Annotated in this window: 21 protein-coding genes; 13 read left to right on the top strand and 8 right to left on the bottom strand. The window is 37.9% G+C overall.

Annotated elements, in window-relative coordinates; genetic code table 11:
• Positions 1–42 precede the first annotated feature (42 nt).
• The gene (locus AC4PG0_RS06310) at positions 43–918 is read right to left on the bottom strand and encodes a hypothetical protein (protein ID WP_492167827.1); all 876 of its coding nucleotides are present in this window, start codon (positions 916–918) and stop codon (positions 43–45) included.
• A 432-nt stretch (positions 919–1350) separates the two neighbouring features.
• Between AC4PG0_RS06310 and AC4PG0_RS06305 the strand changes: the two genes are divergently transcribed.
• The 5 genes from AC4PG0_RS06305 (at position 1351) to AC4PG0_RS06285 (ending at position 4814) form a co-directional block, all read left to right on the top strand.
• Entirely contained in the window at positions 1351–1542 is a 192-nt protein-coding gene (locus tag AC4PG0_RS06305; protein WP_003770394.1) for a hypothetical protein, read from the top strand.
• 26 nt (positions 1543–1568) lie between these two features.
• A complete protein-coding gene (locus tag AC4PG0_RS06300; RefSeq protein WP_003765320.1) occupies positions 1569–2378 on the top strand; it encodes a ZIP family metal transporter in 810 nt (269 codons plus the stop codon).
• 293 nt (positions 2379–2671) lie between these two features.
• Entirely contained in the window at positions 2672–4072 is a 1401-nt protein-coding gene (locus AC4PG0_RS06295) for a polysaccharide deacetylase family protein (protein WP_010990409.1), read from the top strand.
• 126 nt (positions 4073–4198) lie between these two features.
• On the top strand, positions 4199–4402 hold the full coding sequence (locus AC4PG0_RS06290; protein WP_003760414.1) for a helix-turn-helix transcriptional regulator: 204 nt from the start codon (positions 4199–4201) through the stop codon (positions 4400–4402).
• 1 nt (position 4403) lies between these two features.
• Complete coding sequence (locus tag AC4PG0_RS06285) at positions 4404–4814, top strand: 2'-O-methyl transferase (RefSeq protein WP_185322323.1); 411 nt, start codon at positions 4404–4406, stop codon at positions 4812–4814.
• Between the two features lie 52 nt (positions 4815–4866).
• On the opposite strand, the gene AC4PG0_RS06280 is transcribed toward AC4PG0_RS06285, so the two are convergent.
• Positions 4867–5166, bottom strand: a complete 300-nt coding sequence (locus AC4PG0_RS06280; RefSeq protein ID WP_003729029.1) for a hypothetical protein — start codon at positions 5164–5166, stop codon at positions 4867–4869.
• A 225-nt stretch (positions 5167–5391) separates the two neighbouring features.
• On the opposite strand from AC4PG0_RS06280, the gene AC4PG0_RS06275 reads away from it, so the two are divergent.
• Positions 5392–6204 carry a Cof-type HAD-IIB family hydrolase gene (locus AC4PG0_RS06275; RefSeq protein WP_492167828.1) on the top strand — a complete coding sequence of 271 codons (813 nt, stop codon included), beginning with the start codon at positions 5392–5394 and terminating at the stop codon, positions 6202–6204.
• Between the two features lie 65 nt (positions 6205–6269).
• On the opposite strand, the gene AC4PG0_RS06270 is transcribed toward AC4PG0_RS06275, so the two are convergent.
• The 4 genes from AC4PG0_RS06270 to AC4PG0_RS06255 all read right to left on the bottom strand — a co-directional run bounded on the left by AC4PG0_RS06270 (position 6270) and on the right by AC4PG0_RS06255 (position 9536).
• The gene (locus AC4PG0_RS06270) at positions 6270–7520 is read right to left on the bottom strand and encodes an FtsW/RodA/SpoVE family cell cycle protein (RefSeq protein ID WP_492167829.1); all 1251 of its coding nucleotides are present in this window, start codon (positions 7518–7520) and stop codon (positions 6270–6272) included.
• Positions 7517–7948, bottom strand: a complete 432-nt coding sequence (locus AC4PG0_RS06265; RefSeq protein ID WP_033533432.1) for a PadR family transcriptional regulator — start codon at positions 7946–7948, stop codon at positions 7517–7519. The genes AC4PG0_RS06270 and AC4PG0_RS06265 overlap by 4 nt, the downstream gene beginning before the upstream one ends.
• A 2-nt stretch (positions 7949–7950) precedes the next feature.
• Positions 7951–8499, bottom strand: a complete 549-nt coding sequence (locus AC4PG0_RS06260; RefSeq protein WP_185325005.1) for a sigma-70 family RNA polymerase sigma factor — start codon at positions 8497–8499, stop codon at positions 7951–7953.
• Between the two features lie 179 nt (positions 8500–8678).
• Positions 8679–9536: a GRP family sugar transporter gene (locus AC4PG0_RS06255; RefSeq protein WP_207578582.1), complete on the bottom strand. Its 858-nt coding sequence runs from the start codon at positions 9534–9536 to the stop codon at positions 8679–8681.
• Between the two features lie 160 nt (positions 9537–9696).
• Here AC4PG0_RS06255 and AC4PG0_RS06250 point away from each other — a divergent pair, with 160 nt between their 5' ends.
• The 6 genes from AC4PG0_RS06250 (at position 9697) to AC4PG0_RS06225 (ending at position 16808) form a co-directional block, all read left to right on the top strand.
• Entirely contained in the window at positions 9697–11658 is a 1962-nt protein-coding gene (locus AC4PG0_RS06250; protein ID WP_492167830.1) for a BglG family transcription antiterminator, read from the top strand.
• On the top strand, positions 11658–12122 hold the full coding sequence (locus tag AC4PG0_RS06245; RefSeq protein ID WP_012581954.1) for a PTS sugar transporter subunit IIA: 465 nt from the start codon (positions 11658–11660) through the stop codon (positions 12120–12122). Before AC4PG0_RS06250 ends, AC4PG0_RS06245 begins: the two co-directional genes overlap by 1 nt.
• Positions 12119–12439, top strand: a complete 321-nt coding sequence (locus AC4PG0_RS06240; RefSeq protein WP_003722977.1) for a PTS fructose transporter subunit IIB — start codon at positions 12119–12121, stop codon at positions 12437–12439. The genes AC4PG0_RS06245 and AC4PG0_RS06240 overlap by 4 nt, the downstream gene beginning before the upstream one ends.
• A 12-nt stretch (positions 12440–12451) precedes the next feature.
• A complete protein-coding gene (locus AC4PG0_RS06235) occupies positions 12452–13558 on the top strand; it encodes a PTS fructose transporter subunit IIC (RefSeq protein WP_070752622.1) in 1107 nt (368 codons plus the stop codon).
• Positions 13559–13573: 15 nt separating this feature from the next.
• Positions 13574–16156 carry an alpha-mannosidase gene (locus tag AC4PG0_RS06230; protein ID WP_492167831.1) on the top strand — a complete coding sequence of 861 codons (2583 nt, stop codon included), beginning with the start codon at positions 13574–13576 and terminating at the stop codon, positions 16154–16156.
• Positions 16157–16292: 136 nt separating this feature from the next.
• A complete protein-coding gene (locus AC4PG0_RS06225) occupies positions 16293–16808 on the top strand; it encodes a hypothetical protein (protein WP_077916473.1) in 516 nt (171 codons plus the stop codon).
• A 139-nt stretch (positions 16809–16947) separates the two neighbouring features.
• Here the strand turns inward: AC4PG0_RS06225 and AC4PG0_RS06220 are convergent, their stop codons facing one another.
• A complete protein-coding gene (locus tag AC4PG0_RS06220) occupies positions 16948–17052 on the bottom strand; it encodes a type I toxin-antitoxin system Fst family toxin (RefSeq protein WP_109909189.1) in 105 nt (34 codons plus the stop codon).
• 169 nt (positions 17053–17221) lie between these two features.
• Positions 17222–18097, bottom strand: a complete 876-nt coding sequence (locus AC4PG0_RS06215) for a LysR family transcriptional regulator (RefSeq protein ID WP_492167832.1) — start codon at positions 18095–18097, stop codon at positions 17222–17224.
• 117 nt (positions 18098–18214) lie between these two features.
• On the opposite strand from AC4PG0_RS06215, the gene AC4PG0_RS06210 reads away from it, so the two are divergent.
• Complete coding sequence (locus AC4PG0_RS06210) at positions 18215–18784, top strand: DapH/DapD/GlmU-related protein (RefSeq protein WP_003770421.1); 570 nt, start codon at positions 18215–18217, stop codon at positions 18782–18784.
• Positions 18785–18786: the final 2 nt, after the last annotated feature.

The raw sequence follows: 18786 nt of genomic DNA, 5'->3' as shown, positions 1-18786 counted from the left end.
AAAAAGCAAAATTTCTCGTAATAAGAAATTTTGCTTTTATTTTTATTGCTCGAATTTACATAGTGATAAGTTTCTAGATTTAGCTTCTGCAATGGTTACAGCTGTTTCGCCGTTTGAGTTGTTTAAACCACGACAGTTTTGGTCGTAATGGTATTTTTTGCCAGTTGCAGTGATATAAACCATTTCGCCTTGTTTATTACTTGTATCTGGTTTCGGAGCAGAGCGTTTTGCTTCAGCTCGTTTTGCCTCAGCAGCTTTCTTTTCGGCGGCAGCTTTTTCGGCAGCGGCTTTTGCATCGGCAGTTCTTTTTTCAGCGGCAGCTTTTTCATCTGCAATTCGTTTTTCTTCTGCGGCAACTCGTTCACGTTCTACTCGCTCTGCCTCAGCTTTTTCAGCAGCAACACGCTCGGCTTCAGCTTTATCAGCAAGCTTTTTCGTGTAACCGGGGCTCATTTCTAATGATAGTGTTTGTTCTTTCGTTTTTCCATCAATAGTAATAGAAAGAACAGCATCTTGGGCCCGGTCAAGTTCATTTACACGAAGGCTGAATTTTCCGTCCTCGTCTGCGGTTGCAGTTGCATCTGGATTATCAATAAAATCTAGCGTTACTTCAGCGCCAGGGTTTGTTTTTCCTTCGACAACAATAGCTCCGTCATCCGTTGTTTTAAAGGTCTTTTCTGCTTTTAAAAGTGGTTCAACTGTAACTTTCTTTGTTTTTTCTTCTTGCTTAGGTTTCTCTGTGGATGCTTCCTCTTTCTCACTCGGCACAATAGCAGCGCCAATAAAAATAGCTAAAATCGAACTAATAATTACAATTTGCGTTTTTCTACGTGGCCATTTTTTCTTTCTAAAACTTATAAGCCCATAAATCAACACACCAATACCTACTAGAAACAGTATTGTCCCAAATCCCGTCATAAAAAACTCCCTCTCCCTTTTTTTGTCTAACGATTTATTATAGGCATAATGTGAGGTTGTGCACAAGAGGGTTTAAGTAAAAAAACTATTTTTTTGTACGTTCTGCTAAGGCATTGCATAAAATTCCAATAAAAAGCATCAAAATCATAAAAATTGTCACAGATTTCATCCATATTATATTAGAAAAAAAGGTGCTGTTGAAATTTAAAAAAACCAAAACAGGACCGATAAATGCTAGTAATAAGCTAATTGGAATCAGATAAAAGGCAAGTTTGCCAAGTTCTTTTAAGTTGTTTTTAATAGCAATCATCCTCCTTTTTTAAGCTTTCAACAGGAGTATACTACAAAAAATGGCAAAAAAGAACCCTCTTGAATAATACAGATGATTGCTTTATGATGAAGGAAAGACAAGCGTTTTGGAGGTGCTTATAGATGACGAAACCAATAGAAGAAATCGGCGCAGAAATTGGCGCTAAAACAGAAAAAGTTGCACGTAAAACTGGAGAAATTGCAGGAACTGTAGCTAAAGTTTCTATTTATGGTTCGATTTGGGCTGTAAAAACTGGGGTAAACAAGTCTCGTGCCTTTACTCGAGGATTTAAACAAGGTTGGTCTGGTAAATAATATAGATAGAAAAGGGAGAAAGTGAATTGTTAAGTTACTTATCGACGCTAAACCCGGTACTTTTAGCATTACTAGCAGGAATCTTCACCTGGGCTTGTACAGCAGCGGGAGCTTCACTCGTGTTTTTCTTTAAAAATTTAAATAAAAAATGGGGCAATGTAATGCTCGGTTTTGCTGCTGGTGTTATGCTCGCAGCTAGTTTTTGGTCACTTCTTGCACCTGCAATCGAAATGAGCAAGGATTTAGGGAAATTTTCTTTTGTGCCAGCTTTAGTCGGTTTTTTACTCGGGGGCATATTTTTACGAGTCATTGATCGCATTATTCCTCACTTGCATTTTGGATTTCCTGAACAAGCAAAAGAAGGACCTAAAACATCACTTCGAAAAAGTATTTTGTTAGTGCTTTCGATTACGATTCATAATATTCCAGAAGGCGCGGCTGTTGGTGTGGCTTTTGGGGCTGTCATAACCGGTGATACGGAAACGCTTATTACTGCTATTGTATTAGCACTTGGAATCGGTATTCAAAATTTTCCAGAGGGAGCAGCTGTTTCGATTCCATTACGCGGGGAAGGTTTATCAAGAGGGAAGAGCTTTTGGTACGGACAGTTATCTGCAGTAGTTGAGCCGATTTTTGCCGTTATCGGTGCTGTTTTAGTTGTTTTTGTTACACCTATCCTGCCATTTGCGCTTGCATTTGCCGCTGGAGCGATGATTTTCGTGATTGTGGAAGAGCTAATACCTGAATCTCAAGTGGAAGGTTCAGCCGATTTAGCAACGGCTGCAACTATGGCTGGTTTTGCAGTTATGATGGTTTTAGACGTAGCTTTAGGATAAATAATAACCTGCCGTAGAAACGTTATTTAATATTTGCGAAATACGTTTTTTTACGGTAGAATAAATAGTGAAATATTTCACAATATGCTAGTTCTCAGGGGTAATCCTGTAACTATAAATTGGACACGGAAAAAAGCTCCCACTTTATCCGTGTCTTTTTTGTAACAAATGTTACGATTCTGTTGGTTCTATTTTCCTATTTTAGTACAAAAACTAGAAACTTGTTTTTTTTCATGTATAATTGTTTTATACGAAAAACTGGGGAAGGTTTTTCTAAAGGTGAGGTGCATAATGTGAAAATAAGGTGGATTAAAGTTTCACTAGTTACGATTCTCATTATTGCCGTGGTTTTTGTTGGTGTCATAGGGTTCCAAAAATACCAATTTTCAAAGTCGCGCAACAAAGTAATAATGCAGATGGATAGACTAATGAAAGACCAAGATGGAGGTAATTTTCGCCGCTTGGATAAGAAAGAGGACGGAGTAGAAATTATTTCTTATATTCCTAAAACTTCCACGAAACAAGACAACGAAATTATCCAGAAAGAAATTGAAAAGGCTAAATCTGCAGAAATAAAGAAATTAAACAGAGATAAAGATAAGCAAGGGATTATTTTTTACACTTATCAAAAGCAGAAAATGGCCGAGCAAGTAGTATCTTACAAAGCTGTCCAATCTGAGTACGTAAAAGAAGGTAAAACTAAATTTGTACTTAAGGACAAAAAAGATATTTGCAAAAACATTGTCACTGACGCCAAAACAGGCGCTCTGTTAACACTTGGGGATGTGTTAATAAAAAATGACGAAACAAAATTAAATTTAAAGACTGCAGCAGAGCAAGAACTTATTAAAACAGGGGACATTCCTTTAAAAGATGTTGGGAAACTCGGAGGAATAAAGAGCTTAGTGAAATGGGATCAAACTGATTTTGAACTTACTAACTCGGAACTAATTGTACCAGTTGAAGCACCAGGGATTTCTGGACCGAAAAAAGTAAATCTAAAACTTGCTGACATTGCTAGTTCTGTGAATAAACGTTACTTACCAAGCAGCGTAAAAGTCCCAGAAATACCAAAAGCAAAAACAAACAAACGTATTGCACTTACTTTTGATGATGGTCCAAGCGCTTCAGTAACACCAGGCGTACTAGATACATTGAAACGCTATGATGTAAAAGCGACATTCTTTGTACTTGGCTCTAGTGTTGTGCAAAATCCAGGTTTAGTAAAACGTGAATTAGATGAAGGGCACCAAGTTGGTAGTCACTCATGGGACCATCCACAGTTAACTAAACTATCGGAACAAGAAGTTTACAACCAGATTCTACAAACACAAAAAGTTGTTTTTGATCAAACAGGTTATTTTCCAACGACAATGCGTCCTCCTTATGGCGCAGTAAACAAAAAGGTTGCTGATGAAATTGGACTTCCGATTATTCAGTGGTCTGTTGATACAGAAGATTGGAAAAATAAAAACGCAAAAGTAGTTACTCAAAGAGTCCTTGCTGGTGCAACGGACGGAGCGATTGTGCTAATGCATGATATTCATAAAACAACTGCTGCGAGCTTAGATGAAACGTTGAAACAACTGAAAAGTCAAGGTTTCGAATTTGTAACTATTAACGAACTTTATGGAGAGAAATTGCAGATTGGTAAGCAATATTTCGATAAAACAGAGTCGAGAATGGTGAAGTAAAAGAAGAGTAGCTAAGATGAGTAATCATTTTAGCTATTTTTTTATATTTCATGTTAAGTTTTCTTTACGTAAGAGGATTTTTATTTTATACTAAGTGTAAACATATCTTTACATGGTGGTGGTTATTTGAAAGTTAGTAATAAAGTGAGGCAGTTGCGAGAAGAAAGAGCTATTGGCCAAAATGAGTTAGCTCTTGCATTAGAAGTTTCGCGACAAACAATCCATGCCATTGAAAAAGGGAAGTATAATCCTAGTTTAGAGCTGAGTTTGAAGATGGCGAGGTATTTTCATTTAACAATTGAAGAGATTTTTCAACTAGAGGAGGATTAGTATGAAACGATACATTATTAATCGAGGTATTACGGTAGTTGCAACAATTATATATATGTTTCCCCTCCTAGGAATTATTAAAGGGGAAGAAATATTTGGAGATATCGTTACGCCAATTGTTATGATTATTGCGGCTTTAATTGGGACACTAACTTCTATGTTCTTATTTGAAAATAAATCAAAGCGAGAATATGAGAAAGATAAACTAGAAAAAGATGAAAGATATGTCAACAATCGCAAAACGTTTTCTTATTATGCGCTTATCGTTTTAGCTTTGACGATACCAATTGTGTTGATTGTTCTTAATTTATATGGGATTGAACAAATCTCCATTTCGAGTTTGACAATCATTTTTCTTATCTTCTGTTTTGCATATATGATTGCGCTGGAAATTATCCGAAAAAAAGTATGATTGTAGGCAAAATAAAAAACATCCAACTTTTTCGTTGCATGTTGCCTAGCATTTACCAAATTTTGGTGACAATGCCATAAATACTATTACGTGTAATCCAACCATTCACGTGTTTGTGATTATTAGAAATTTGATATTGTTTGCCGCGGATTTTACTGATTTTATGTGTAAAAAAGCTGCCGCGAACTTTGCAAAATACAATGTCATTTACTTTGAGTTCTCTCGTGCCAATCGGTTCTAAACGAACAGGTTGCATCGATTTAATCAAAGGCAACATCGAATTTCCGCCTTCTTTATAACGCTCAATGGTTTCGCCACGTCTGAGTATTTCTACTGCATCAAGGCTTCTCATAATTATGCTCCTTTCTTGTTGTTAGTGCCAGAATAACAAAATAGTAAAGCGAAGTCAACGAAATTTTTCGCTGACTTTTTTGTGGAGCGAAAAAACTTATTATACCAAGTGCGAAAACAAATATGAAACGGATACTTCGGAATTTCCGATTATAACATATTTTATAAGCAAAAAAGCAATTCTGTTATAATGGAATAAAATCAACTTTAAAAGGAGCTAAAACGGATGAGTAGAGCGATTTCTGTAGATATGGACGGGACTTTTTTAGATGGAAATGGTGAATATGATCGCGCTAGATTTGAGAAGATTTATGCAGAATTAGTGAAGCGTGAGATTAAATTTATTGTTGCGAGCGGTAATCAATATTATCAGATAAAATCATTTTTTCCTGGAAAGGATGAGGAGCTTTTTTATGTGGCTGAAAATGGGGCGGTTATTTTTCATCAAGGGGAATTACTTAGTGTGAATCGTTTTGATGAAAGATTGGTTCAAAAGATTTTGCGGACGTTGATTCAAGAATATCAGGATTTGCAAGTGATACTTTGTGGGGTGAAAAGTGCGTATTTGTTAAAAGCGGCCGATCCGGATTTTAAAGTATTTGCGAAAAAGTATTATTTTGAGTTGCAAGAGGTGGATTCGTTCGATGTGCTTCCGGATGATACGTTTATTAAGTTCGCGCTTGATGTGGAAGTGGCTAAGACTGGGCAAATTGTGGAAGATTTGAACCAAACGTTTGCTGGGGAAATTCGCGCTGTGTCGAGCGGGCATGGGAGTATTGATATTATTATTCCGGGTGTGACGAAAGGGAGCGCGATTCAGCAACTATTGAATGAATGGCAAGTGGCGTCAGATGATTTACTCGCTTTTGGCGATGCGAATAATGATATCGAAATGTTGCAATTAACGTCGCATAGTTACGCGATGCAAGAAAGTAGCCCGGAAGTTCTTGCAACTGCAAATCATGTGGCTCCTTCTAATAAGGAAGCGGGCGTGTTACAAGTTATAGAAGATTATATGGAAAAAAGCCAAAGACCATGAGGTGGTCTTTGGCTTTTTGGGGGAGTGGTAAATGTGCCGATGTTGCTTAACGGTTATATACCAAATCAATTTACCAGTGTAGATTCTACAATATCTTTTCTGCGATAAACGTTCAGAATAAGGCCGAGTAGTGCAGCGTAAACTAGTAACATGCTTCCCCCGTAACTGATAAACGGCAGGGGGACTACCATGATTGGAACTATTCCAAGCCCCATAAGAATATTCCAAAAAGCTGGAACGGTAAATAATACAGCTCCTCCGATTGTTAATAATCTGCCGAATAAATCCTTTGTTTTAAAAGCGTTTAATGAAATTCGCAATATAAATACAAGCAGTAATAGACAAAGGAAAATTCCGAATACCCAGCCAAAAGAGTAGACAAGGAATGGAAAGACAAAATCTGTGTGTGCTTCAGGGATTGTCAGATTGTTATGAAGTCCCTTGCCGAACCAACCAGCCTGCGAAAGGATAGCTTTCACAGATATGAGATTATCAGAGAGATAACTACTAGAGAATTTAAGAATCATCGTACTAATGAAAATAACACCTACAAGCAAATTACCAAGCACTACTTTAATGGCAAATTGGTTACGACGATAATAAAAAATATACATCACTAATACACACAAAAAGTATATAATACTAAATACAAATTGGCTGAGCATAATGTAGAAAATAACTGGGAGCCAAAATAGGATTAGTAGACCTACTAGTTTTTTCCAACCTTTAAAGTCAGTAACTTTGGTGAAAATACCAGCCCACGCTATTAAGAATAAATATAAGCATATAGCTGGACCATTAATCATAATACCCCCGAAAGAAAGCCATATTCCTCCTCCAGTAAGCGTAGTACCAACAAAAAAAGATGTGAAAAACAGGATTAAGGCAGCCGCGTAAAAATACATCCATAAATCTTTCAGTTTCCTATAATCAAAGAAAAGAAATCCAATCAGAGCAAGAATCGCAAGGGCGAGCCAGACGATTTGTTTTTTTATAAAGAAAGAATTAGGTGATACTACATCACTCATCAGTGGAAGAAAACCAATACCGGCAAGTAGGATAAATAACGCAATAAGGAGCCAATCCATTCTTGGTTTATGAAGCTGATTCATGTTTTTGCCAACAGTCGAGGGATCTCCCATTTCCTGAATGGCTTTCTTATTCGCATCCTCTATAGATAATCCTCTCTTTTGAAAGGAGTGACTTAGCTCTTCTAAGTGATTACTAAGCTCTTTTTTAATCATACTGTGAGCTTGCTTGGATTTTACTTTAGCTATTACTTTACCTAAATATTCCTCAAATTTAGCAGAACTCATAAAGAAGCCTCCTCTATTAAATTTTTCAGTGAGCCATGTTGCTTAGAGCCTCTTCGTTCAAAAGTAGCTACAAATTTTTTCCCTTTCGCAGTTAGGGAATAATATTTCTTATCTTCTATCCATTTTGATGAGAGGATTTTCTTATTTTCAAGTAGATGTAAAAGGGTATACAGCTGACCTTCATTGTTTTTGAAGCTAAGTTCATTTTTTTGAAATAGTTGGGTGGAAATCTCATAGCCATGCTTTGCTTCATCGTGCAGTGAATCTAAAATGTTTTTAAGCGTTTCTTCTTTCCAGTAGTGAAGTTCTAGGTGAGATTGCTTCTTCCGGATTGTTTCTTTTACTGCAGTTTTTCTCTCCTCGGAAAAAGAAAAACCCTCAAAATCTTTTTTTATAGAATCCTTTAAATTATAGAATGGATCATCCATGATTATACCTCCTTTTTCATCTTGGTTTTTAATAATTCTCTGGCGTGTTTTAACCTGGTTTTCAATGTATTGCTATTTACACCAGTAATTTTGCTGATATTCGCTAAAGAGAGTTCTTCGTAGTAATGTAAGAAAACAACTTCCCTGTATTTTACGGGTAAATCCATAACCGCGCTCATTAAGCTGCTTGCTACATCTTTTGCGATAATTTCTTCCTCAACGTGTTTTGACTTGGACGGGAGATAGTCCCAAATTTTTTCGCTGAAATTTAGTTTGCGATAATGCCAACTACCCAAGTAATCTTTGCAATGATTAATAGCAATTCGATATAGCCACGTTTTTATGGATGACTTGTTATTAAACTGACCTAGCTTTTCGTAGCATTTAATAAAGATCTCTTGCGTTAAATCTTCCGCTGTCGTTCGATTCTTTACATAAGAAAAAACTAGATGCAGTACATCATCGCTGTAGTTATCCATTAACTGGCTGATTATTTGTTCGGTATTTTCTATGCTATTAATATTAATTCCTATTTCTTCAAGTTCAGTCATTTAAGTTTCACCTTCTTCTGCAATATTAGACGAAGCAAGTATCATTTAGGTTTGGAAAAATTTTATTTATATCCCTAAAATAGCGATAGTCATCTTATAAAGTATTAACTATCTGTTGAAAATACGCAATAAAAAAAAGACTGTAGATAAAATGATTGCTCTACAGTCTTTGGCTTTTTCTATTTCAATAAACTAAGGAATACAACACCCACCATAATTAACAGTATGCCAGAAAGGATAAAAGTCCATTCCAGCGGGCTTTTTTTCTGTTTGAAAATGAGGATACCGCCAATTGTTGCGACGATAACGCAAGCTTGTGATATCGAGAAGCTCGTTGCGACACCGAGTACAGCAGTCGCTAAGAACATACCTAGATTGGCGATTGACCACGAGAATCCGGTCATTAAGTTGAATGTAACATTTTTTCGGGAAATAGCAGTCTTTTTCGCTAAGTTAATACCAATGGCGCATGTCAGCATACCGATTGCTTGTGGTAAAATGATAGAAAAGCCAGTGACATCAAAAAGCTGGTTTGTTACTACGTAAAGCGTTAAAAAGAACGAAGATAGAATAACGATACCGTAGACATGAAATGAAACCGACTCCGTGATATGATTCCCGCGTTTTTGAAACCCGGTCATTACCACCCCAATCAAGATTAAAATTACTGCAACAACTCCGATGATAACAGCCGTAACCGTTTGCCATTCCTGGAAAACAAGAACTGCAAAAAGCGTTGCGCCAACGAGTTGTGTACCATTTGAAATCGGCATTGCCTTCGCGACACTAGAAGCTGCAATTCCTTTAAACTGCAGTAATTGCCCAAAACTCCAAAAGATACCCGAAACAAAACTCACTATAAAAGAAAGAACTGTTATTTCTGGTGATAAAATCCAGAACAAAATGAAAGCAAATAATAGCGCGCTAATCGAAGTCCCCAGTAGTTGTTCCTCGGGGGTGCTTTTTCGTAAGTTCGCAATTATCGGCATAAATCCCCACCCAAGAACAGGGAGTAACGCAATAAGATAAATAGACATAAATAAGCTTCCTTTCTAGGTTAGTGGTGCTATTTAAATCTACCATTCTCCAAAATGAACAGCAATATCCCAAAATTACGGTATTCAATGCGGTAATTTTCGTAGTTTTCTGGGGATGAGTCTTTGTAATAGAATAAGCGTAGGGAAAGGAAAATTAAAAATGAAAGCGGTAACGAAAATGATTGCAAATCGCGAAAAAAATATCATTCAGTTTCTAATGAAGACAGGTCAAACACGTGTTGGAACTATCGCGAATCATCTCGGACTTTCAGAAAAAACAGTATCAAACTCACTGAAGGAAATCGATATTTTTCTAAAGGATTTTGATATGACTGTTGTCCGTAAACCAAAAATTGGCGTTTATATTGAGGGCGATAATAAAGCTTTTGCCGAGGTTAGCCGATTCCTCGACAATCAGATCAGCCAAATTCCGTCAACTAAAGAAGAGCGGGTTATCTACATTTTTAGTAAATTGCTTAAAGCTGACGACTATATCACGATTCATCAACTTGCAGACGAACTATACATTAGCCGGAGCACGATTGAGAAAAACATGATGGAAGTCACGAAAATGTTGGAAAAAGAAGGTATCACCTTGTATAAGAAACCGAGTAAGGGCATGAAACTTCTAATTAGCGAACGCGAAAAACGCGCCCTAACCTCCAAATTTATTACTAATTTTTGGGGTAACAACTGGTATTTAAAACAAGAAGGTGAAAAGGTGCTCCAAGCTTTTGACACGATTCAAGCAGATGTCACTGGGATTTTTCCAGAAGAAGGCTTGAAAGAAATCATTGCGATTGTTCAAGAATTCAGTGAGCTTCATGATTTTGCCTTTACAGATTATGCATTTCAGTCGATTGTTATTCACCTTGCGATTGCGGTAGAGCGAATTCGCGAAGGCGAGTACGTGGAAAATGTTGAGAGCGATCCGATGAAAGATGCGTTTGAGTCACAGCGAAACAATACGGAAATCTTAGTTGGTATGTTGGAAGAACGTCTGGCTATTAAAATTCCAGCATTCGAAGTTGGCTATATTCAGTTACATTTAACAGCTGCCTATAATCAGCAACATGATGAACTGCTCGTCAATACCCGACCGCAAGAAGACGATGTCGCTGAATTTGTTAGTGCGTGTTTAGCAGAAGGTAATTACGATAAAGGCTTGCTGGAAGACCTGACGACGCATATGAAATCCGCCATTAACCGCTTAAAACTTGGTATGCATTTTAAAAATCCGTATCTCAGCAAAATTAAGCAAAACTTTCCCCAAGCGTTTGAAGAAGCGCTTTACTTTAAAGCAAAATTTGAACAAAAGTACGATGTGCAAGTGAACGAAGATGAGACGGCGTATATTGCGCTACATTTTGAAGCATACAAAGAAAGAAGTCGCTCTTTCCCCGACCAAATTCGCGTGGTGCTTGTATGCAGTACAGGTCTTGGTTCATCTAGATTACTCGCAGCTAGAATTAAAAAATATTTTCCAATGATTACGATTGAAAAAATATTATCTGTTCAGGCGTTAATGGAAACCGAAGTCGATGTAGATTTAGTGATTAGCACGATTTATCTCGAACTAGAGGATATTCCGAGCATCGTTGTCAGTCCGATGATGAGTAAAGCGGATTTACAACAAGTTGAAAGCCAAATCGAACGAACGCGACGCAAGAAAAAGAAACGCAGCCAACCATTTGTTGATTTAATTAGACCGAAAACCATTTTTGCGAAGTTAGATGTTGCAACGATGGAAGAAGCGATTGCGGAAATTGGCGGCAAATTGGTGGAAAAGAGTATTGCTAAGCCTGGTATCGTGGAAAGTGCGCTGAAAAGAGAAGCATTATCGTTTACTTCTTTTGAAGAAATGGCGACTCCGCACGCAGAACCTGCACTTATAAATGAATCATGCATTGCTATCGCAACACTTAAACAGCCGGTGAAATGGGGCTTAGTCGATGTGGATAAAATCTTTTTTATCGCTTTGACAGAAAAAAATGGCATTAATTTAGACGCAATGTACGAACAGTTTTATAAATATATTGATAATAAAAAATGGCTAGAAAAGCTGACGCAACTAAAAAGTGCCGCAGAAATTTATGAGCATTTGTTAAAGGATGGGATGTAATGGAAGTAAAAGATATTTTAACTAAAGAATTAGTCGTTTTTGATTTAGAAGCGGCAACCAAAGAAGCAGCAATTGAAGAAATGGCAGAACTGCTAGATGAACGTGGTATTTTAGCGGATAAAGCGACTTATGTCCGAGCAGTTTTGGATCGTGAAGCACATTCAACTACTGGAATAGGTAATAACATTGCTATCCCACACGGAAAAAGTGAAAGTGTCACAAAATCGGCCATCGTTTTTGCAAGAACGAAAGAAATGATTGAGTGGGAATCGCTGGATGACGAACCGGTAAACATGATTTTCTTACTGGCGATTACTGATTCTGACAAAACAGACGGTCACTTAAAAATCCTTGCAGAAATTGCAACGAAACTAATGGACGATGATATTGTCGAAAATTTAAAAAATACAAGAGACGAAGAAGAAGTTATTCGAATTTTAAATGGAGGCGTAGTAGAGATATGAAACGTAAAATTATCGCAGTAACCGCATGTGCGACAGGAGTGGCGCACACATATATGGCAGCACAAGCACTTAAAAAAGGCGCGAAAAAAATGGGCAATCTTATCAAAGTAGAAACACAAGGCGCAACAGGAATTGAAAATGAATTAACCGAAAAAGATGTAAATATTGGCGAAGTAGTTATTTTCGCAGTGGATACAAAAGTGCGTAACAAAGAACGTTTTGACGGTAAAGTCGTGCTGGAAGTTCCAGTAAGCGCACCGATTAAAGATGCAGAAAAAGTAATCAACGCAGCACTTGCGTTAATTGACGAAAAATAAGGAGGATCTACCATGTTCAGAAAAATTGGGAGTGAACTGAAAAAACACGTTTTAACAGGTATTTCATATATGATTCCGCTCGTTATTGCAGGTGCCGTAATTATGGCAATTGCGCGGGTTGGTGGTTCGTTTTTCGGAATTACAGATATTTGGGACGCGAAATACGCAGACAGTGCGAATAGTTTAATTTCACTACTGCATAGTTTAGATGGTTTTGGTGGCTTGGCGCTAGGAATGATGTTCCCGGTTATTGCAGCATTTATCGGGTATTCCATTTCGGACAAATTAGCGCTGGCACCTGGTCTTGTTGGTGGTTTACTGGCACGTGATATTGGCGCTGGTTTCCTTGGGGCACTGGCAGCTGGTTTAATCGCTGGTTACACATGTCTATTGATTAAAAAATACGTGAAACTGCCAAAAGCGGCGGCTTCGATTGTACCAGTATTTTTAGTACCAGTTTTTGGCACACTTATTACCGTTCTTATTATTAATTATGTGGTTGGTATTCCTTTTGCTGACTTAAATACAGCCCTTGAAAATTGGCTAAATGGTATGTCTGGATCGAATCAAATTCTAATGGCGGCTATTATTGGTGCGATGGTTGGTTTTGACTTAGGCGGACCAGTTAACAAAGCAGCTGTAACAACGGCGATGGCTCTTTTAACAAGTGGAATTTATGCACCAAATACAGCAGCACAAGTAGCAATCATCATCCCGCCACTTGGACTTGGTTTAGCTACATTAATTGCAAAACGTAAATACAATGCAGAAATGCGTGAAGCTGGAAAATCTTCTCTTATCATGGGACTTGTTGGGATTAGTGAAGGGGCAATTCCTTTCGCGGTAGAATCTCCACTGAAAGTTATTCCGGCTACAGTGCTTGGTTCTGCTGTCGGCGGTGCGCTAGCTGTAGGTCTTGGCGCAATTAACCAAGCGCCAATCAGTGGTTTTTATGGCTGGTTCACAGTTGAAAATTGGCCAGTTTATATTTTAGCGATTGCAGTTGGAACGTTAATCGTTGCGGGTATGTCAGTCGCTTTACGTAAATCAAGTGCTGGTGAAGAAATGGCTGGTTCAAGCTACGATGACGAAATTGACGAAGCAGAATGGGAAGCTTAAAAAACGGAGGTAACTATGGTTAAAGCACATATTGTGAACCATACGCATTGGGACCGAGAGTGGTATTTCACCTCGGCCGATGCACTGGTTCTAAGTGAACAACTTTTTACAGAAGTAATTGACGAATTGAAAAAGCACCCAGAAGCAAACTTTGTACTTGATGGGCAGTTGTCGATTTTAGATGATTATGTCGCACTGTACCCAGAAAAATTAGCGGATATTAAACAATTAATTGCGGATAAACAACTTTTCATTGGACCGTGGTTTACACAAACAGATGCCTTTTTTGCGCATGGCGAGTCGATTTTGCGCAATGCGATGATTGGGATTTTTGATAGTAAAAAATACGGCGACTATATGAAAATCGGTTATTTGCCAGATACATTTGGTTTTAATGCCCAAATGCCAACTTTACTTGAACATGCTGGCTTTGATAATGTGATTTTCTGGCGCGGAATTCATCTTGGTGAACATGTTGCATCTCCGTATTTTAAATGGCAAGGACTTGGCGAAGAAGCTTCGATTTATGCGATTAATATGCCACAAGGTTACGGCACAGGGATGCTCCTTGAGCCAACCTCGGCATATGTGGATGGACGCCTTGACCCGGCAATTGATTTCATTGAAAAGTACAGTAAAACAACCGAAGTTTTAATTCCATCTGGGAATGATCAGCTGAATATTATTAGCAATTTTGCCGAAAAATTGATGGAAATCAACAAAATGGGGCGCCATGATTATCAACTTAGCACCTATCAAGATTTTATTCAATATGTTAGAGAGCTGCCTGATTTAGAAGAATATCGCGGCGAATTTAGGAGTCCGGTTCTTGCGCGAGTGCATAAAACTATTGGCTCCAGCCGAATGAATATTAAGCTGAAAAGCGCGTCACTTGAGCAAAAACTGCTAACACGTATTGAGCCGCTTCTTGTTATTGCTAAAGCATCCGGAATTTTTATTAGTGAACGGTTACTAATGCATACGTGGAAGAAACTTTTAGAAGGTCAAGCGCACGATAGCTTGGCGGGCTGCGTTTCTGATCCAGTTGCCGAAGATATTTTGCACCGGATGAAAGAAGCTGACGAACTATGCGATAGTATTGAAAACACGATTGTGAAAAAAATTGCTGATGATTTGTCACTTGCCGCGAACGAAATTATCATTTTTAATACGGATTTACATGATTTTGACGGATATAAAGAAATACAAGTAGTAACTGAGCATAAAAACATCCATTTCCCAGCGTTTCCGGACGCAACGATTGTCCAAGAAGAGTTCATTCCATCGCGCGAAAATGTGCTAGAAGAAACGCCAGCCGGAAACCGGTTTATTGAAGAACCTGGCTACTATGTGCTTCAAGTGCGCATCAAAGTGGAGCTTCCAGGCCTTGGTTACCGCGTGATTGCTTTTGAGGAGAATGACCGCGAACTGGATTCGATGATTGCTTCCAATGATGTGGCAATCACGAATGATTTCTACAAAATCACTTTTGAAAATGGCGAAATTGTTCTTGAAAAACCAAACGGCGAACGCCTGACTTCTTTCATTACGCTAGAGGATGACGTGAATGCAGGTGATACGTATGATTATTCACCACTAGCTGGGGATGTTGCAGAGCTGTTCACTTTTTCCACAGCAAATACAGAGAAATCGAGTGAAGTCGAACGTTTAATTTTAACAGGAAAAAGCGATTTCCCGCTTGATCGTTTGACGAAAGAAGGGCACGGCGACCTGCAAATCAAACTCATTTTAGAGGTGAAAAAAGGTAGCGAACTGCTGGATGTTAAAGTTGAAGTAGATAACCAAATTAAAAATCACCGTCTACGCTTAAAAGTAAACACAGGTGTGAAAACAGACTACAATATCGCCTCACTTCCATTCGGATATATCGAGAGAAAACCAGTTGTACCAGCGAATTGGCAAGAAACATATAGCGAAATGCCAATCGACATCGAACCACTGGAACAAAGCGTGACGCTAACAAATGAAGCAGAAAGTTGTACCATTTTCACACAGGGCGTTAAAGAATACCAGCAATTGGATCAACATTTAGCGCTGACATTACTCGCAACAACCGGACAACTCGGAAAACCTGACTTAGCTTACCGTCCAGGCCGAGCATCAGGCGACACAACGAAAAAAGGTCACGTGCTCATCGAAACAGAAGGTGCGCAGTTACTTGGTAAACATGAATTCACACTAGCCATCTATCTTGGCGACGGAGCTTTCGATGAACATAAAACCGCTGAACGAACAAAAGCGTTCAACCAAGCAAACGTATCTTATCAACGCCAACCGTTCAATCACTTTTTACATCGCTTGGATAACAAAATTCAAAAAACAGAACGAAAATTAGGCGCAAAACAAACATTAGGTATGTTGAATTTACCGAAAGAATACTTAGTTTCAACGTGCCACCCGTCCTACTACACAGCAGATAAATACATCATCCGCCTGGAAAACCCAACTAACACACCACAAAAGTTGGTATTACCGGATGTGTCATTTGAGTATGTGAATGCTATCGAAGAAGTTGTCGCAAATGACAATAACACGATTCCAGCATACGGGGCTGTTACGTTGCGATTAGATATATAGAAAGAAAACTTGCTCAAAGTATCGACTTTGAGCAAGTTTTTATTTATGTTGGATTGCAATGAGTTATTAAACATGGTATCTTTGGATTGAAAACGCTTTAACTGGAAGAATCATTTTCAAAAAAGGAGATAGAGAAATGAATCGACAACAATTAGAGAAATTGAATCGGGATTGTATCTATGAAGTGTATGAAGATAGGGAAGAAACTAATGAATTTTATATGGGATACATAAAAGCAATTTTTGAAAAGTACATTATAATAGAAAATTATCATAGAAGTGGTCAGTTTGATGGTTTTGCTATTATCGCAAATGAAAACATTTTTAAAGTTCAAAAAGATACCAAATATTTGGAGCCCTATAAAAACGTAAAATCACCACAAATACAAATGCCGGAATTAAGTAGCAAAGGAGATACCATATATAATTTTCTTCAGTGGGCGAAAGAAAATAAGAAAATAGTGGAGTTAACAACAGTTTGGGATGAACTAATCATTGGCGAGATTGATGTGCTTGATGATGAGTTGCTATCAATGAACGTTCTTTTGTCTGATGACTTTTCACCTGATGGGCAATGTTTTATTGAATATGAATCGATTCTAGATGTTTGTGTCGATACGTTGAAATTGCAATTTATGGAAGAGCGCTGTTAAAAGCTTTTAGGTCTCCATGAGTTGTGTTTTTCCTAATAAGTGTTATAATAAAGTTGGAAAATGAATCATTTAATGCACAAAAACCCCCGAGTCCGGCTAAAGACCTCGGGGGTTTTCTTGTGGTTAGAACGGTTGCCGTCTACTTATGTTTTTTATCACTACGATGTTCTAACCAATATTTGTAGGTAGCTAAAGTAATTCCTACAAAAATCGGAGCGATAAGACTGGAAAAAAATAGAATCATTTAATGCACCTCCCTTCAAAAGAACAATGTTCCTATTGTTCGTCTGAAGGTAGACGACTTAATTATTATAGCATGCTCACATAATTTAAAGAGATGTTTTAAAGAATAAAAATAAATCCATAAAAATCAGCAATGAAACTAATATTAGTTTCATTGCTGGTTTTTTTACTTATTTTGTAATTTCTTTTTCTATCAACCGCAAAAATTCCTTCGCTGCGCTCGAAAAAGTGGGATTCTTTTTCCAAACAATGCTTATTCCAGCAGTTAGGGGCGGCGAAAAAGGAATGAATTTCAAATTTGTATTGTCCGTGTTGATAATGCCATCGATACAAAGAATACTGGCAATATTTTCTTTAGCCAAAAGCGAGGCATTATAAAGCAAATTATAGCTACCAATCACATTCAATTGTTCAAAATGTTCCCCTAACCAACTTGCTAGTTGATTATCCACGAAAGATTGATTCGAAACCATTATTGGATTTTCTTGAATATCACCCGGAGTTATAACTTCTTTTTGTGCTAAAGGATGGGCAGTATTTACTAAAATTCCCCATCTATCTTCTAAAGAAAGCTGCAAATATTCGTATGCTTGCATTTCAACAGGATTAATGACCAACCCAAAATCCAGCAGCCCATGCTCGATTTTTTCTAAAACATCGTCGGCATTACCACTATGTAGTTGAAACGTAATCTCAGGATGTATTTCTCTTAGCTGATGAATGACACTACCAATAAACTCAAAACCTCTCGTTTCCCCAGCACCAATCGTTATTTTCCCACTAATTGTTTCATTTTGTAGCAAGTTCGAAGTTGTTAATTCGACTAAAGATAAAATTTCCTTTGCGCGATTTGCCAAGTAAACCCCATCTTCTGTTAAGGTAATAGAACGATTTCCGCGAATAAACAGCGTTACGCCTAACTCTTCCTCAAGTTCCTTCAATTGTTTAGAAAGCGTTGGCTGAGAAAGATGAAGTACTTCCGCCGCTCTACTAATCGTTTTTTCACGCGCAACAGTTAAAAAATAATTCAACACACGGAGCTCCATTAAAATCACCCTTTCCTATAACTAAAAAGAATAGTTGGATATGCTTTATAAGTATTATTCAATTATAACTTCTCTCGCTATAATTAAATAGTAAAAGATTTTCGAGGGGGAAAGCGCATGATAGAACAAGATTTACAGAAAAGGCTAGTCGACCAAGAAATTCTCCAAGGGTCGGATTTGTTAGACGAAATTCACAAAGTAAAGCAAAACAATGAACAACTTATCATCGAACTAAACACCAAGTACCACTCAAAAAAAGAAGTGACCAAATATCTCAGTGACATCACCGGAAAACCAGTCGATCCGTCAGTCGATGTCTCACTTCCTTTTTATAGCGACTTTGGGAAACATATTACTTTTGGTAAAAATATCTTTATCAATTTAAATGTAACTTTCGTAGATTTGGGTGGGATTACGATTGAAGATAATGTCTTAATTGGTCCGGGAGCAAGACTTGTGACCGTCAACCATTTAGTCAGCCCTAAAAAGAGACGTGGACTGCGGGTAGCACCGATTTGTGTGAAGAAAAACGCCTGGATTGGTGCAAACGCAACGATATTGTCAGGTGTAACAATCGGCGAAAATGCCATCGTTGCTGCGGATGCTACCGTCACAAAAGACGTCCCAGCAAACGTCATCGTCGCCGGAAGCCCAGCCAAACAAATCCGTAAAATTATCGAGGAATAGGG

This window comes from Listeria sp. MAN/IMW/UF464 (assembly GCF_058683955.1).
This window is presented reverse-complemented; position numbering and strand designations above follow the sequence as displayed.